The following is a 15,820-nucleotide window of genomic DNA, read 5'->3' as shown; positions in this document are numbered from 1 at the left end:
CATACACCAAACTCTCACCGCCCGCCGTCGGCGTTTAAGCATCGACTGCTGCGTAGACGCCCTTATGCGCGCCCAAAAGGGCGCTTACGGAGCAACCGATGCGGGGTTCAGGATTCCCAGACGATCTCGTCGTCGACGACGCCGTCCTCGTCTGCGGAAGCGACCAGGACCTCATCGGTGAAGTGCTCGCCCAGGGTGAAGTCCATGACGAAGTACCGTTCGGGCTGGCCCGGGTAGATTCCCACGTGGCCGAGTTTCAGTGCCTTCAGGAACACAGCGTTGGTGAGCTGGCTCTTGTCCTTCACGCCGAAGACCTTCTGCAGGTGCTCTTCCTTGATGGCGTTGCAGTGGAATTGGAGGTATTCCTGCGGGCTGGTGCCCTCCTGCTCGAGCTCCTCGGCAATCATCTCCCTGACCTCATCCACGAGTTCGGGGAGGTAACGGAGCCGGTAGTCCACTTTGTGCATTGCCGCTTCATCGAAGTGGTCGTTGGCGTTGATGTTCAGATCCAGCTCAAGGCGTTGGCCGGCCAGCTCGTGCTCCGCGGCAATGTTGTGGTCCCTGCCGTGGTTCAGCTCGATTACTCCGAAGTGCTGGCTCGCTACCTTGGTGGTCATATCTTCAACATAGACCCGAAAAGCAGAGCATTCCAGCATCGGGGGTCATTTAACTGACGATGCCAGCCCGCCCAGGGTTTCCGCCAGCAGGTCCACGAACAGCTGCACCCGGGCGGTCTTCTTGTCGTTGATCAGCAGGGCGAAGACGTTGCGGGCCAGCCTGATTTCGGGGACGTCCAGCACCACGACGCCGGCCGGCCGGTGGAGCAGCGCAAGCTCCGGCACCAAGGCTGCGCCCAGCCCGGCGGCTGCCATCTCGAGGCTGGCATGGAAGTCGTCGCTGTAGGCCACCACGCGGGGGTGGAGATTGCAGCCGGCGAAGAGCCGTTCAATGACGGTGGCGTCACTCGTGCCGGGGTGGTGCATGATCCACGGCATGTCCGAAAGGTGGTCCGCGGCGACCTTCGCGTCGGTGCGGAAGCCCCAGCCGGCGGGAAGGACCACGCGGAAGTTGTCGTCGCCGATCCACTGCCGGTTGATGGTGTGCGGCCAGGCAAGTCCGGACTGTCCCACCTGGTACACGAGGGCCACGTCCAGGTCTCCGCCTGTGCGCAGCCCCTGGATGGTCTGGGCGGGTTCAGCCACGGAAACCCGCAGGTCGATTCCGAGGCCCTTCCAAGTGGGACTCCGCAGAATCCGCGGCAGCACGTAGGTTGCCAGGCTGGGGAAAATGCCCAGCCGGAGCTCCTGGCTTGTGGTGTCCTGCGTCTTCGATGCGGCTGCCATCAGCGCCTCGATGTCGGTGAGGACTTTCGCCGCGTGGCGCGCCATCACCATCGCCGCATCGGTGGGGACCACGCTCCGGGCCGAGCGCTGGAACAGGCGGACGCCCGTGTCCCGCTCCAGGGAGGACATCTGCTGGGACACGGCCGAGGCGGTGTAGCCAAGACGGGCTGCGGCGGCTGCGAACGATCCCAGCCGCGTGACCTCAAGGAGGGTCCTCAAATGCACGGGGTTTACCACCAGCCAACCTTACTCCGGCGGCCCGGCGGCGGGTTAAAAGGGCGGCCGGGTTGTGTGCGCGGCCACTTAAGCGGGGCTTTCCAGGGTGCCGCGACACGCCGTCTTCGGGACGACACGCTGGCGTTTAAATGTGTCTAACTACTCCACAGGGTGTGGATTCCGTCCGCCAAAATGCCGGAAATCCGGACAATTTGAGGGTCCCTGCCTGTGGATTAAAAGTGCATTAAATGACATACTTGTAATACATCATCTTGGGGTCCCATTCGGGGCCGCGCACTACATGTAGTATCGACATACAGATTGAGCGGGAGACCGGCGCAGCCAGTACCGGACAGTAGGTCCGGGCAGAGTCCACCGCTACGATGCCAGAGATCTGAATACAAGAGACACAAGCAAGGTCTCAGAAGAGTGCAGCAGTGACTTCAACAAAGGGGACAGGAACCATGACCGTTACGGTTTACACCAAGCCGGCCTGCGTACAGTGCAACGCTACCTACCGTGCGCTGGACAAGAAGGGCATCGCCTACCAGAGCGTGGACATCTCCCAGGACGCGGACGCCCTCGAGCGCCTGAAGTCACTCGGCTACATGCAGGCGCCCGTCGTCGTCACGGACCAGGACCACTGGTCCGGTTTCCGCCCGGACAAGATCGAGGAGCTGGCGCTGAGCGCCTCCGCTTCTGTGGCCTAAGGCTGCGCCCACGCCATTTCCGGCAAAGAATTCCCAACTAGGTGAGGTGACTCCCATGGCTGCGCCGGCACTTGCCGATGCGCCGGCCGCAGCCCGTGCTGCGAACACGACGCCCGTCAACCAGACACCGCCCGTGAACCAGACCCACAGCCGCCTCATCTACTTTTCCTCGGCCTCCGAAAACACCAGGCGCTTCATCGAGAAGCTCGGTGCGGACGCCGCCAGGATTCCCCTGCATGCGAAGGATGAACCCCTCGTTGCCTGTGAGCCGTTCGTGCTCGTGGTTCCCACCTACGGCGGGACAGGCGGCGAGGGTTCGGTGCCGAAGCAGGTCATCAGATTCCTGAACAACCCGGACAACCGCCGCCTGCTCAGAGGCGTGATCGGGGCCGGAAACACGAATTTCGGGGACAACTACTGCATGGCGGGCGACATCATTGCCGCCAAGTGCAAGGTCCCCCACCTTTACAGGTTCGAACTCATGGGTACGCCGGAAGACGTTTCCCGTGTACAAGAAGGATTGGAAGAGTTTTGGACACGACTGTCGCAGACACAGAAGTAACCAGGCCCGAAGGAAAGGACGCGTCCATGGACACGGCTGTTGAAAAGCAGGAGAAGCCGGTGCTCCCCGCTGCCTACAAGGGCCTGGGCTACCACGAGCTGAACGCGATGCTGAACCTCTACGGTCCGAACGGCGAGATCCAGTTCGAGGCGGACCGCGAGGCCGCCCACCAGTACTTCCTGCAGCACGTGAACAACAACACGGTCTTCTTCCATGACCTCGAGGAGAAGCTCGACTACCTGGTGAAGAACCAGTACTACGAGCGCGAAACCCTTGACCAGTACACGATGAACTTCATCCGTGACCTGTTCAACCGCGCCTACAAGAAGAAGTTCCGGTTCGAGACCTTCCTCGGCGCGTTCAAGTTCTACACCTCGTACACGCTGAAGACCTTCGACGGCAAGCGCTTCCTGGAACGCTACGAGGACCGCGTCTGCATGGTGGCCCTGCACCTGGGCCGCGGCAACGAGGAACTTGCCACCCGCCTCGTGGACGAGATCATCGACGGCCGCTTCCAGCCGGCAACGCCCACGTTCCTTAACGCCGGCAAGGCCCAGCGCGGCGAGCTCGTCTCCTGCTTCCTCCTGCGCATCGAAGACAACATGGAGTCGATCGCCCGCGGCATCAACTCCGCGCTGCAGCTCTCCAAGCGCGGCGGCGGTGTTGCCCTTTCGCTGACCAACATCCGTGAGCACGGCGCGCCGATCAAGCAGATCGAAAACCAGTCCTCCGGCGTCATTCCCGTCATGAAGCTCCTCGAAGACAGCTTCTCCTACGCCAACCAGCTCGGCGCCCGCCAGGGTGCCGGTGCCGTGTACCTGCACGCCCACCACCCGGACATCTACCGCTTCCTGGACACCAAGCGGGAGAACGCGGACGAGAAGATCCGCATCAAGACCCTCTCCCTCGGCGTCGTGATCCCGGACATCACGTTCGAGCTGGCCAAGAAGAACGAGGACATGTACCTGTTCTCGCCGTACGACGTCGAGCGCGTCTACGGGGTCCCGTTCTCGGAGGTCTCGGTCACCGAGAAGTACTACGAGATGGTGGACGATTCCCGGATCAAGAAGACCAAGATCAGTGCCCGCGAGTTCTTCCAGACCCTCGCGGAGATCCAGTTCGAGTCCGGCTACCCGTACATCATGTTCGAGGACACCGTAAACCGGGCCAACCCGATCGACGGCAAGATCACCATGAGCAACCTCTGCTCGGAAATCCTGCAGGTCTCCACGCCGTCCATCTACAACGAGGACCTCACGTACCAGACCGTCGGCAAGGACATCTCCTGCAACCTCGGTTCGATGAACATCGCCAAGACCATGGATTCCCCCGACTTCGGTGCCTCGATCGAGACCGCCATCCGCGCCCTCAGCGCGGTGTCGGACATGTCCTACATCAACTCGGTGCCGTCCGTGGCCGAGGGCAACGCTCAGTCGCACGCCATCGGTCTTGGGCAGATGAACCTTCACGGGTACCTGGCCCGTGAGCGGGTCCACTACGGCTCCGAAGAGGGCCTGGACTTCACCAACATCTACTTCTACACCGTGCTGTTCCACGCCCTGCGTGCTTCGAACCGGCTCGCCATCGAAACCGGCCAGACCTTCGGCGGCTTCGAGAAGTCCAAGTACGCCAGCGGTGAGTTCTTCGACAAGTACACGGAGCAGGAGTGGGCCCCGGAGACGGAGCGCGTCCGCGAGCTGTTCGCCGGCACCCACATCCCCACGCAGGATGACTGGCGCGAGCTGAAGGCCTCCGTCATGGAGCACGGCATCTACAACCAGAACCTGCAGGCCGTGCCGCCGACGGGCTCGATCTCCTACATCAACAACTCCACCTCCTCGATCCACCCGGTGGCGGCCAAGATTGAGATCCGCAAGGAAGGCAAGATCGGCCGCGTCTACTACCCGGCGCCGTACCTGACGAACGACAACCTGGATTACTACCAGGACGCGTACGAGATCGGCTACGAGAAGATCATCGACACCTACGCCGCTGCCACCCAGCACGTGGACCAGGGCCTGTCGCTGACGCTGTTCTTCAAGGACACCGCAACCACCCGCGACATCAACAAGGCCCAGATCTACGCCTGGCGCAAGGGCATCAAGACGCTCTACTACATCCGCCTCCGCCAGCTCGCGCTGGAAGGGACCGAGGTGGAGGGCTGCGTCAGCTGCATGTTGTAGTTTCAACTAAATCGTGAGAGTACGACGGCGGGTGCCCGCCCGCCGTCGTAGCCTGCGGGAAATCGCCTGTGGAGAAAGCAATAGGGCCGAATGCGCCAACATTCGACCCTACGTGATTTTACCTTCACAGTCGGAAAAGGTCCGGCGCGAGGATTCTTCAATTGAATACAGAGACTCTAACACGATTCCGGAGACGTCATCAGCCAGATGGCGGGCCGACACCGTAGGACGTGATCACGCCACTAAAATCGGTTTTATCACCGGAAGGGGTCGGGTTCTATGAGCTACGACTCTTATCAGGAACCTCGTTTGGAACGTCACAGCACGAGCCATGAAGAGGATTCCGATGATGGATGTTTGACCTGCGGCGGCCCTGAGCCCTGCTTGCGGTCTTACCACTAGGAACACGTAATTAGATGACGAGCCAGGCCGGAGCGACCCAGCGTGATTGGAGAGCTCTGGCTCTGGTCTCATACAAGGCCTCACAAGGCAGGGGCAGGGCAGTAGGTGGTGCCTCTCCGTCGTAGGCTTAACGTAAACAAGAACCCAAAACATTTAGGGGATGACATGACCGAGAAGGTCAAGCTGCTGAGCCACGTCGAGGCCATCAACTGGAACCGCATCCAGGACGACAAGGACGTGGAGGTCTGGAACCGCCTGGTCAACAACTTCTGGCTCCCGGAGAAGGTGCCGCTGTCCAACGACGTCCAGTCGTGGCATACGCTCACCCCGGCCGAGCAGCAGCTGACCATGCGCGTGTTCACCGGCCTGACCCTGCTGGACACCATCCAGGGCACCGTCGGCGCCGTCAGCCTGATCCCGGATGCGCTCACCCCGCATGAAGAGGCCGTGTACACCAACATCGCCTTCATGGAGGCTGTGCACGCCAAGAGCTACTCCTCGATCTTCTCCACCCTGTGCTCCACCAAGGAGATCGACGACGCCTTCCGCTGGTCCACCGAGAACGAATACCTTCAGAAGAAGGCCCAGATCGTCATGGACTACTACCAGGGCGACGATCCGCTGAAGCGCAAGGTGGCCTCCACGCTGCTCGAGAGCTTCCTGTTCTACTCCGGCTTCTACCTGCCGATGTACTGGTCCTCGCGCGCCAAGCTTACGAACACCGCAGACCTGATCCGCCTGATCATCCGCGATGAGGCCGTGCACGGCTACTACATCGGCTACAAGTTCCAGCGGGGACTGGAGACGGTTTCCGAGGCGCGCCGGCAGGAGATCAAGGACTACACCTTCGAACTGCTCTTCGAACTGTACGAAAACGAAGTCCAGTACACGCACGACCTCTACGACGGCGTCGGCCTGGCCGAGGACGTCAAGAAGTTCCTGCACTACAACGCCAACAAGGCACTGATGAACCTGGGCTACGAGGCCATGTTCCCGGCCTCAGTCACCGACGTGAACCCGGCCATCCTCTCGGCCCTGTCGCCGAACGCGGACGAAAACCACGACTTCTTCTCGGGCTCGGGTTCGTCTTACGTCATCGGCAAGGCCGTGAACACCGAAGACGAGGACTGGGACTTCTAGTTCTACTGTCGCTGGTTCATCAGCCGTGACGAGACCCCGTTCGCATTCTGCGGGCGGGGTCTTGGCGTCCTATTCGTCGGCTTCGTAGCGGGACTGGAATCTTTCGGCGGTCATGGCATAGCCATCGGTGCCGTCTTCATTGTTGAACACCACAAAGTCACCCCTGCTGTAGTGGGAGCGGCCTTCCTTGGTGGGCACGCTGCCGGCTTCGGAGGCAACTTCGGCCCAGACAGGTGTGCTTTTCACGTAGGCACCCCGGTGGACCTGCCTGTAGGTGGCGGCGAAAACTTCCGCGTCGACAGTGTGGATGTCGCCGTCGTCGTCCACCAGCCAGTCCCCGGGCTTGCACGTCTGTTCGCCGCCCCACTTGCGGTACGTGAACCCCTCCGTGTCCAGGCGCAGCGGTACGGCGACCACATAGTGGTCCGGCCTGCGCCTGTAGCGGCGGAGCTCACTCAAAGCAGTCCCTCCCGTCAGGCAAGAGGCAGGTTAAATGCGGTGTCGAGATCAGTGTCCCTCACATCCCGTACCGCGACCAGCACGTGATTTTTGGTGCACGGATAAGGCACTGCATGCAGGCCCCGTGACCCTTGAAGCCGGTGACGCCCGGGTGGAATATTGACTGTAAACAGCCACCGGATCGGTGATATTCACGCAGACCGAAGGGACGGATGCTGGCGTAGGGCCGGGGAACTGGGGCAGCGAACTTCCGTGCGGCTGGGAGATTGGCTTCCGCGGGCAGGAGACGGCATGTCACGTGTTTTCCTGAGTCATTCCAGCCGGGATACCCGGCAAGCGGTCGCCCTCAAGCAGTGGCTGGTAGAGCAGGACCCCGGCCTTGCCGAGGAGATCTTCCTGGACCTTGACCCAGTGACGGGCATTGCGCCGGGGGAGCGGTGGAAGGAAGCGCTGCTTCGGGCCAACGAGCGGTGCGAGGTGGTGATCTGCCTGCTCTCCACCAGCTGGGAGGACTCCCGCGAGTGCATGGCCGAGTACCGGACCGCGGAGAATTTGGGAAAGCTGATCCTGTGCGCCCGGCTTGAGCCTCTGGCTGAGGAAGGCGTCACCGGAGAATGGCAGCGTTGCGACCTCTTCGGCAACGGACCCGCCACCGAAATTCCACTTCGCGGCGAAGTGGGTCCTGTAGTTTTTCTCACGGAGGGCCTGCGGCGGCTGCACCAGGGGCTGCGCCGTGCAGGGATTGGGGCGGAGCACTTCGTTTGGCCCCCGCCGCACGATCCTGACCGGTCCCCCTACCGGGGATGGGAACCTTTCGAGGAAGCGGACGCGGCCGTATTCTTCGGCCGGGACGGACAGATCGTCCGCGGCCTGGATGCGCTGCGCACCATGCGCAGCTCCGGCGTCGAGTCGCTTTTTGTGATCCTGGGTCCCTCCGGCGCCGGCAAGTCGTCGTTCCTGCGGGCAGGCCTCGTGCCGCGGCTGCGGCGTGAGGACCGGCAGTTCCTGGTGCTGGATACGGTACGCCCGGAGCGCAGCCCCCTCACCGGGGACCGGGGCCTTGCCAGCGCGGTCCACGCCCAGCGCACGCATCTGGGACTGGACACCCCTACTCTCGGGGCCATCAAGGATGCGTGCAGCAGAGTGGATACGCTGCAGGTCGGGGAATGGCTGGATGACATCCGGAGAGTCGCCGCCGAGCGGCTGCTGGAGGTGCCGGCCGGGACTGCGCCGCCCACCCTCGTCCTGCCGCTGGATCAAGCCGAGGAACTTTTCAGTGCCGACGCCGGCCCCCAGGCTTCCCGGTTCCTTGAACTGCTGGCCGGTTTGCTGGAGCACGAATATGGGACCACGCCGGCACTAATGGTTGCCGCAACGGTCCGTTCGGATTTCTACGAGCCATTACAGACCGCACCTGAGCTGGCGGGAGTTAAGAGCGTTGTCTTCGACGAGCTCAAACCGATGCCGGTCGCCCGGTTCAGGGAGGTCATTCTTGGGCCGGCAGCACGGGCCACCGGGGCCGGGAGACCGCTGGACATCGAGCCCGTCCTCGTGGATCGGCTGCTGGAGGATTCCGTTCAAGGTGCGGATACCTTGCCGCTGCTCTCACTGACCTTGGCACGCCTGTACCGGGACTACGGCGGCGACGGGGACCTGCGTCTGGCGGAGTACCACGCGATGGGTGGAATGCAGGAGGTGGTGCAGCACGAAATCGACACCTTGCTTTCCCCGGACCCGGCAACGCGGCGAGGCCAGTTGGAGCGGCTGAAATCGGCGTTTATCCCCTGGCTGGCAACCATCAACCCGGACAACGACCAGCCGGTTCGCCGGATGGCCCGCCTGTCCGATCTGCCGGCCGACGCCCGGCCACTCATAACTGCCATGGTGAGCCGGCGCCTGCTGGTTGGGGATGAGCGGGGTGGGGAGACCGTCGTCGAAGTAGCTCTGGAGAGCCTGCTGCGCCAATGGCAGGACCTGACCGGGTGGCTGGCCGCCGAGCAGGAGGATCTTAAGGAGGCCGACAACCTGGAACGCGCCGCAGCTGCCTGGGAACGCAGCGGCCGCAACGAGGCATGGCTCTTCGAAGGAGAAAGGCTGAGTGGTGCCGAGCGACTGTTCGATAAGCCCGGGTTCCGTGACCGGCTGGACACTGCCAGTGGTTTCCTCCGCGCCTCGCGAAACCGGGAAGAGGAACGGCTTGAAGCTGAGAAGCGGCGGCAGGATGCCGAATTGCAGGCTGCCCGCGACAAACAGGAAGTGGCCGCGACGCACGCAGAGGATATACGTAAACGGGCCCGCATACTCAGGATCGTCCTGGCGTCAGCGGTGGTCATCACCATGGTTGCCGCGGCTGCCTTCATCTGGGCCTCCTTTGCAGAGCGCGAGGCCATTGCACGCGACCGCGAAGCCACAGCCCTTCGTCTTGTAACGGAAGGCCTGGCCATGCTGGAGGGGACCCGCAATGGCGGCGATGTAAACGGTCTTAAGCGTATCCTCGCCGCACAGGCGATTGCCTCGACCGCAGAAGGCGAAAGCGCACTGCTGAGCGCCGTCAACATGAAGGGCGACCTGCAAAAGGTCATTGAAACGCGGACAAGAATCAGCAGTTTGGCGTTCAGCCCGGACGGCAACAGGATCCTCACCGGGGGATCAGATGGGACGGTGCGGCTGTGGGATGTTGTGACTGGCCAGGCTGCGGGCGCGCCCATGGCCGGACACAAGGATGCCGTGACGAGTGTCGCGTTCAGCCCCGAAGGCCGGCACGTGGTTTCCGGCGGTGACGACGGCACCTTGAGGTTATGGGACGTGAAGACCGGCCGCGCTTTCGGTGACCCGCTAACCGGACACAAGGATGCCGTGACGAGTGTGGCGTTTAGCCGCGACGGCGGCCACATGGTTTCCGGTGGCGACGACGGCACCTTGAGGCTGTGGGACGTGAAGACCGGCCGGGCGCTCGGCAAGCCCCTGACCGGGCACAAGGATGCGGTGACGAGTGTGGCGTTCAGCCCGGACGGCCGCCGGATCCTTTCCGGCAGTAGCGATGCAACCTTGAGGTTGTGGGATGCGAAGACCGTCCGGGCATTCGGCGAGCCGCTAACCGGACACAAGGAAGCCGTGACAAGTGTCGCCTTCAGCCCCGACGGCCGCCGGGCACTCTCCGGAAGCCGTGACGCAATGGTGCGGCCATGGGACTCGACGACGGGCCGTGCAGCCGGCAAACCGATGCAGGGGCATAAGGGCACGGTGACGAGTGTGGCGTTCAGTCCCGACGGGCGCCGAGCTGTCTCAGGCGGTGCTGACGGGACGGTCCGGGTGTGGGACCCGCAGACGGGCCGGGCCGTTGGCGAACCGATGGTCGGAAACAACCGTGGTGCGGTGACGAGTGTGGCCTTCAGTCCGGATGGGCGCCGGATCGCGTCCGGGGGCAACGACACCACATTGCGGCTGTGGGAGCCGGACCCGGGGCGGGGCGTCGGGCAACCCATGACCGGACACAAGGATGCAGTGGGGAGTGTGGCGTTCAGCCCCGATGGCCGCCGGATCCTTTCGGGGGGTAACGACGGCACACTCCGGGTATGGAACCCGGACACGGGCCGGGCTGTCGGTAAGCCTCTCACCGGCCACAAGGATGCGGTGACGAGCGTGGCGTTCAGCCCCGACGGCCGGAGGATTGTCTCCGGTGGCGCCGACAGTACGCTGAGGCGCTGGGACGCCGCGGCCGGCCGGGCTGTCGGTAAGCCTCTCACCGGCCACAAGGATGCCGTGACGGGCGTAGCGTTCAGTCCCGACGGCCGCTGGATCGTCTCCGGCAGTGCAGACGGTTCGGTGAGACGGTGGGACGCAGAAGCGGGCCGGGCCCTGGGCGATCCGATGACCGGCCACAAGGATGCCGTGACGAGCGTGGCGTTCAGTCCCGACGGCCGGAGGATTGTCTCCGGCGGCGCCGATGGGACGGTCAGGCGGTGGGACACAGAAACAGGCGGCGCGGTAGGGGATCCTTTGACGGGGCACAAGGATGCGGTGACGAGCGTTGTGTTCAGCCCAGACGGGAGCCGTATCGCCTCCGGCGGTACCGATGGCAAGGTGGAGCGGTGGGACTCGGAAACGGGCGAGACCCTCGTCAAGCCGATTGCCGGACACGAGGGGCCGGTAGACAGCGTGGCGTTCAGCCCCGACGGACTCCGAATCAGCACCGGGGGTGATGATGGCACCGTTCGGCTGTGGGACGCCGAGACCGGCGAACCCCTCGTCAAACCAATGCGCGGACACGAGGGCCCGGTGTACAGCGTGGCGTTCAGCCCTGACGGGCGGCGGATCGCCACCGCGGGCGACGACAGCACGGTGAGGCTATGGCCCTCGCCCCTCACCCCGTCCGATACATTGTGCACGAAGCTTTCCCAAAACATCAGCCACAGACAGTGGCGTGACTGGGTGTCTCCGGGCATCGACTACATCAAGGTCTGCCCCGACCTTCCAGTTCCCCCTGACGCGCCAGGAAACCGTCGGAGAGACAAATGACTCCGCGGCAACTCACTGCAGTCATCGGGGTGACGGCGGGCTTCGTAGTCCTGGTCCTGGTGTGTATCGATTGGTCCCCCACAGCCCTGCAGGATCCTGCCCGGACATTGAGTTTGAACGCCCAAGGCGTACTCCGCTGGGGGGAGAACCCGAACCGGATTCCGTTCACCGTTTTTGAGTTGACGTTGTTCCTGCTCGTCGGCCTGGCATTCGTTCTCGCCGGCGTGACGGCCTGGCGGAGCCGGCCATTCCGGAACCCCGGGCTGCTGTTGGTGGTGGCCGGCTGGCTCTGGCTGGCGTCGGGGATCCGCCGTTCCAGCGACCCCGTGGCCTTTACGCTTGGCGTGACTCTGACGCTGATGTATCAGCCGCCCCTGTTGCAGTTGGCCCTCAGCTTTCCGTCGGGTGCCCTTAGAACTCGAATCGAGAAGGCCGCCGTGGCCGGCTTTTACGCTTCCTGGCTGCTTGCCCCCGTAGTAGCCTGGGCCTTCCTGGACCCACGTCTGCATGCCACCGTAGGTGAATCCACGTCCCGCAATCTGCTGCTTCTATGGGACAGCCCGCCGCTCGTGGCGGCCCTCGGAAATGCCGTCCGCACATTCCAGATCTCGGTGGGAATCGGGATCGTAGTGGTCCTGATCCGCCGATTGCGTGCTGGAACAAAGGCCTACCGGTCGGCATTCCTGCCCCTGTGGCTCGCCGTGATCGTCAAAACTGCGGCCACTATATGGGTATCACTGGCGGTGGCCCAACTGTCCGGATCCCTGTCCTCGGAAGCATTGCTCTGGCAATACCCGGCGACCGCCGTGGTGCCGCTGGCAGTCCTGTTTGGGCTGTGGCGCTACCGGTTCGCGCGGGGCGCCCTCGGTGACCTCATGGTGGAAGTGGGCTCAGCCCCCGTCAGCGAGAGACTTATCGGCGCGCTTCGGCGATCAGTCCATGACCCCACCCTCTCTTTGTATTATTGCCTGCCCGGCCAGGCGTCTTTTGTTGACAGCAAGGGGAGTCCACAGGCGCTGCCGGATGGCGCAAATGGACGCGCCTCCATGATTCTGGAACGCCACGGAACACCAGTCGGTGCTTTGGTCTTCGATGAGGCGCTCCTGGATCAGCCGCAGCTGCTGGCAGCAGTCCGCAGTGCGACTTCGCTGGCGCTGGAAAACCAGCAGATGGAACAACAGCTCCGGGACCAGCTCGTTGAGGTCCGCCGCTCCAGGGAGCGGATAGTTACCGCCGGAGACTCCCGTCGCCGCCAGCTGGAACGGGACCTGCACGACGGAGCCCAGCAACGACTGGTTGCGGTGTCAATGGAGCTGGCACGTGCCCAGCGGGCCAGGGACTCGCAGGAGGTACGAAGCCTGGTCGAGCAGGCACAGGCCGATCTTTCGGACGCACTTGAGGAACTCCGCGAACTCGCAAGGGGTGTCTATCCGCCTTCGCTGCGGGAGAGGGGGCTGGCCGGCTCCATCACCGCGCTCGCGGAACGGTCGCCGCTGCCCATAAAGCTGGACATCAAGGGATGCAACGGGCTGCCGGCCCACGTGGAGTTGGCTGCCTACTTCATTTGCGCTGAGGCCACCACCAACGCTGCGAAGTACGCCAATGCCTCTTTGGTAGGAATCTGCATCGACGGAAACGAAGGAGAGATCCGAATGGAGATAACGGACAACGGAATCGGTGGTGCACAGCCGGGACCCGATGGGGGCCTACTGGGGATAGCGGACCGCGCCGCGGCACTCGGCGGTACGCTGGCAATTGACAGTCCCGCAGGCAAGGGGACGACGATCCGTGCCGTCCTACCCTTCTCCGCAGACCCGGAACGCGGCCTGCCATGACACTGCGGGTTGCCATTGCTGATGACTCTGCTCTGCTGCGCCGCGGGCTAGCCGCCCTGCTGGAATCGGAGGGCCTGGAGATCGTGGGTGAGGCTTCTGACGGGGCGCAGCTACTGGAAGTGATTGACGAGCACGGCGCGGATGTGGCCGTCGTGGACATCCGCATGCCCCCCAGTTACACCGTTGAGGGCATCCAGGCGGCTGAAACGATAAAGAGCAAACACCCGGACGTAGGCGTTCTCCTGCTCTCCCAGTACGTGGAAACGGAAAACGCGATGTCCCTCCTAAAGAGCGGTGCCAAAGGATTGGGCTACCTGCTCAAGGAACGGGTATCCGACGTCGACGAATTCATTGACGCATTGCACCGCGTCTCTTCCGGCGGCACAGCGATCGACCCGGACCTGGTCACACGCCTGATCGGCCGCCCGCACAAAGGCCACTCCCCAGGCGATGACCTCACGGACCGGGAGAAGAGCGTCCTTGAACTGATGGCCGAAGGGCGAACCAACCAGGCCATCGGAAAATCGCTCTTCCTGGGAGAACGCACGGTCGAGGCGCATATCCGCAGTATTTTCCTGAAGCTCGATTTGCGGCCTGAGCCAGAGGACCACCGGCGGGTGCTGGCCGTTCTCACGTATCTGCGCGGGGTCGGTCAGGGCCGCGGCTCACAGTAGTCAGCATGCGGCATCAGCTGACAACCAGTTGAGCCTGAGCATTTTCCGCTGCCTCCAGCGGGGCCAGGAGGAGGGCCCGCTGCGTGGCGGACAGGGACTGCGGAAAGGTCCGCGCCAGGTGGGCCAGGTGAAGGGCGGCAACGATGTAATGCGTACCCGCGGTTCCTCCGAGTGTCCGCACCACGCTGGTCCGGATGTATTCAAGGCTCGACGTGCTGCCGAGATTGGCCAGGGCCATCCGAGCGAGCATGTGCTGGGGATGCCGCTGGACCTTCCTGTCCATTTCCGCCGCAGCCTGCAACTGCATGCGGGTCCAGTGCTGATCGAGCGTTTGGGCAGGGTCTTCTGCATCAGTGCCATGTGCCGGGTCGATGGTGCTCATCGATTCATGCGTGGACAACACTTTGGGTGCTCCTTGGGCCTCTTGCCGATCCTGAACGGGCCGCTCTCCTGAGCTGCGCGCCCTTCCATGGTGCCCGCCGACGGACCGGATCCGGATCCGTGCCAGCACGCATTCTGCGACTACCATGGCCTTAGTGCCGCTCCACATGAGAAGAGGCATCCAGATGCCGTACCAGATTCTGACCAGAGACGATCATTTCCGCAGTGACGGCAGGCCGAAACGGATCCTTGCCCTTGACGGCGGGGGACTTCGCGGAGTTTTGAGCCTCGGCATTCTGGGCAGGATCGAGGAACTGCTGCGCGAGCGCCATGGCTGCGGGGAAGGCTTCCGCCTGTGTCACTACTTTGACCTGATTGCAGGGACGTCGACCGGTGCCATAATCGCGGCGGCTCTTGCCCAGGGCCGGAGTGTCCAGGAAGTCAGTGACAAATATTTCAGCCTCGGCCAGCGGGTGTTTCAACGTAGCCTGTTCCGCCAGGAGCTACTGCGCGCCAGGTACGACGAGCGGGTCCTGGTCTCCGAATTGAAGGATCTCTTTGGCGTGGACACCACACTGGGCGGTCCGCACTTGCTGACCGGACTGCTGGTTGTCATCAAACGCCTGGACAGCGGCAGCCCGTGGCCGGTGAGCAACAACCCGAGGGGCCGGTATTTCGTTGCCGGCGCCAGCGGCAGAATGGGCAACGGAGACTATCCTCTGTGGCAGGTTGTCCGGGCCTCCACTGCCGCGCCGTCGTACTTCGAACCGGAATCCATCACCATCAGCGGCGGTCCTGACCTGAGCCCTGTGACAGGCAGCTTTGTTGACGGGGGAGTGAGTCCATTCAACAACCCTGCACTGCAGGCACTGATGTACGCCACCTTGGGAGGCTACCGCGTGGGCTGGGAGACCGGGGGTGAGAAGCTCCTGCTGGTGTCGGTGGGGACCGGTGTGGCTGATCCTGCTGTCGGCAGGGCGAAGCTGGCTGCCAGCCACGCCTTGCGAGCGCTGAAGTCGGTGCTGCAGGACTGTGCAGTGCTGCAGGAAACAATGCTGCAGTGGATGTCCGAAAGCCCGACGGCGAGGGTAATCGACCGGGAACTTGGGACACTGACAGGCGATCTTCTCAACGGCGTCCCCTTGATGAGTTACCTGCGCTACAACGTGGACCTGCGCCCGGACAGTGTCCGCGCCCTGGATGAAACGCTTGCCGGAACGGAGGAGGTGGCTTCGCTGAGTGCCATGGATGTCCCGGAGAACATGGAAGCTCTCCACCGGCTGGGCAGGCTGGCTGCAGCACGGGATGTGCGTGCCGCTGATTTCGGCACCGCCTTTGACCTGCCACCCGCATGAAGCGGAACACGGCGCGGCATCGGGGCAAGGCAGCTATGCGGG

Annotated in this window: 12 protein-coding genes; 8 read left to right on the top strand and 4 right to left on the bottom strand. The window is 63.3% G+C overall.

All coding sequences use genetic code 11. The annotated features are described in order from the left end of the window. Positions 1-107 precede the first annotated feature (107 nt). Together ACFTR6_RS04545 and ACFTR6_RS04540 are read right to left on the bottom strand one after the other, a co-directional pair. A complete protein-coding gene (locus ACFTR6_RS04545; protein ID WP_377957022.1) occupies positions 108-617 on the bottom strand; it encodes a DUF2004 domain-containing protein in 510 nt (169 codons plus the stop codon). A 45-nt stretch (positions 618-662) separates the two neighbouring features. Then, positions 663-1,580 (bottom strand): LysR family transcriptional regulator, encoded by a 918-nt coding sequence (locus ACFTR6_RS04540; RefSeq protein WP_377957021.1) that lies wholly within the window; start codon positions 1,578-1,580, stop codon positions 663-665. Positions 1,581-2,023: 443 nt separating this feature from the next. On the opposite strand from ACFTR6_RS04540, the gene nrdH reads away from it, so the two are divergent. The 4 genes from nrdH (at position 2,024) to nrdF (ending at position 6,556) form a co-directional block, all read left to right on the top strand. Next, a complete protein-coding gene (gene nrdH / locus ACFTR6_RS04535) occupies positions 2,024-2,269 on the top strand; it encodes a glutaredoxin-like protein NrdH (RefSeq protein WP_076802586.1) in 246 nt (81 codons plus the stop codon). A gap of 55 nt (positions 2,270-2,324) precedes the next feature. Next, complete coding sequence (gene nrdI, locus ACFTR6_RS04530; RefSeq protein WP_253250231.1) at positions 2,325-2,831, top strand: class Ib ribonucleoside-diphosphate reductase assembly flavoprotein NrdI; 507 nt, start codon at positions 2,325-2,327, stop codon at positions 2,829-2,831. 26 nt (positions 2,832-2,857) lie between these two features. After that, positions 2,858-5,014: a class 1b ribonucleoside-diphosphate reductase subunit alpha gene (nrdE, locus tag ACFTR6_RS04525; RefSeq protein ID WP_087871830.1), complete on the top strand. Its 2,157-nt coding sequence runs from the start codon at positions 2,858-2,860 to the stop codon at positions 5,012-5,014. 567 nt (positions 5,015-5,581) lie between these two features. Then, entirely contained in the window at positions 5,582-6,556 is a 975-nt protein-coding gene (gene nrdF, locus ACFTR6_RS04520) for a class 1b ribonucleoside-diphosphate reductase subunit beta (protein WP_076802591.1), read from the top strand. Between the two features lie 69 nt (positions 6,557-6,625). Here nrdF and ACFTR6_RS04515 read toward each other — a convergent pair whose 3' ends face one another. Further along, complete coding sequence (locus ACFTR6_RS04515; RefSeq protein ID WP_076802593.1) at positions 6,626-7,015, bottom strand: hypothetical protein; 390 nt, start codon at positions 7,013-7,015, stop codon at positions 6,626-6,628. Positions 7,016-7,306: 291 nt separating this feature from the next. Here ACFTR6_RS04515 and ACFTR6_RS04510 point away from each other — a divergent pair, with 291 nt between their 5' ends. The 3 genes from ACFTR6_RS04510 to ACFTR6_RS04500 are packed head-to-tail and all read left to right on the top strand — an operon-like array spanning position 7,307 to position 14,042. Then, a complete protein-coding gene (locus ACFTR6_RS04510; RefSeq protein ID WP_377957019.1) occupies positions 7,307-11,533 on the top strand; it encodes a TIR domain-containing protein in 4,227 nt (1,408 codons plus the stop codon). Continuing rightward, positions 11,530-13,368: a histidine kinase gene (locus ACFTR6_RS04505; protein WP_076802599.1), complete on the top strand. Its 1,839-nt coding sequence runs from the start codon at positions 11,530-11,532 to the stop codon at positions 13,366-13,368. Before ACFTR6_RS04510 ends, ACFTR6_RS04505 begins: the two co-directional genes overlap by 4 nt. Further along, the gene (locus ACFTR6_RS04500; RefSeq protein ID WP_377957017.1) at positions 13,365-14,042 is read left to right on the top strand and encodes a response regulator; all 678 of its coding nucleotides are present in this window, start codon (positions 13,365-13,367) and stop codon (positions 14,040-14,042) included. Before ACFTR6_RS04505 ends, ACFTR6_RS04500 begins: the two co-directional genes overlap by 4 nt. 13 nt (positions 14,043-14,055) lie before the next feature. Here the strand turns inward: ACFTR6_RS04500 and ACFTR6_RS04495 are convergent, their stop codons facing one another. Continuing rightward, entirely contained in the window at positions 14,056-14,445 is a 390-nt protein-coding gene (locus tag ACFTR6_RS04495) for a hypothetical protein (RefSeq protein ID WP_377957016.1), read from the bottom strand. 124 nt (positions 14,446-14,569) lie between these two features. Here ACFTR6_RS04495 and ACFTR6_RS04490 point away from each other — a divergent pair, with 124 nt between their 5' ends. Continuing rightward, positions 14,570-15,778 carry a patatin-like phospholipase family protein gene (locus ACFTR6_RS04490; RefSeq protein WP_377957015.1) on the top strand — a complete coding sequence of 403 codons (1,209 nt, stop codon included), beginning with the start codon at positions 14,570-14,572 and terminating at the stop codon, positions 15,776-15,778. Positions 15,779-15,820 lie beyond the last annotated feature (42 nt).

The sequence above is a fragment of the Arthrobacter sp. NPDC057009 genome, from assembly GCF_042673905.1.
In the GTDB taxonomy this organism is placed as follows: Bacteria; Actinomycetota; Actinomycetes; order Actinomycetales; family Micrococcaceae; genus Arthrobacter.
The sequence above is the reverse complement of the archived record's forward strand: the minus strand, read 5'-3'. Positions and strand labels throughout refer to the sequence as shown.